This is a genomic window from Shigella sp. FC1544, assembly GCF_001722145.1.
Taxonomy (GTDB): Bacteria; Pseudomonadota; Gammaproteobacteria; order Enterobacterales; family Enterobacteriaceae; genus Escherichia; species Escherichia coli.
On record NZ_MECT01000472.1, the window covers coordinates 1 to 389 of the forward strand.

The following is a 389-nucleotide window of genomic DNA, read 5'->3' on the forward strand; positions in this document are numbered from 1 at the left end:
GAGGATGTGCGCCGTCCGACAGAAATGACTCAGGAAGCGCTCAGACGGATAGCAGAGTTATACGACATAGAAGCGGAGATACGTGGCAGTCCGGCAGAGGAACGGCTTGCAGTCAGAAAAGCCAGAAGCGTCCAGTTGATGCAGTCATTGTACGACTGGATACAGTTGCAGAGGAAAACGCTGTCGAAACATGCGGAGATGGCGAAGGCGTTCGACTATATCCTGAATCACTGGAATGCGCTGAACGAGTTCTGTCGTGACGGCTGGGTGGAAATAGACAACAACATCGGTGAAAACGCGTTACGATCGGTGGCGGTTGGAAGAAAAAATTATCTCTTTTTCGGCTCAGACAAGGGAGGAGAAAGTGCGGCGATCATCTACAGTCTGCT

Annotated in this window: 1 protein-coding gene; it reads left to right on the forward strand. The window is 51.2% G+C overall.

Annotated features, from left to right (window positions below; all coding sequences use genetic code 11):
* Nucleotides 1–389, forward strand: a 389-nt coding sequence (locus tag BGK49_RS18555) for an IS66 family transposase (protein ID WP_146628141.1), incomplete at both ends; no start/stop codon positions are given.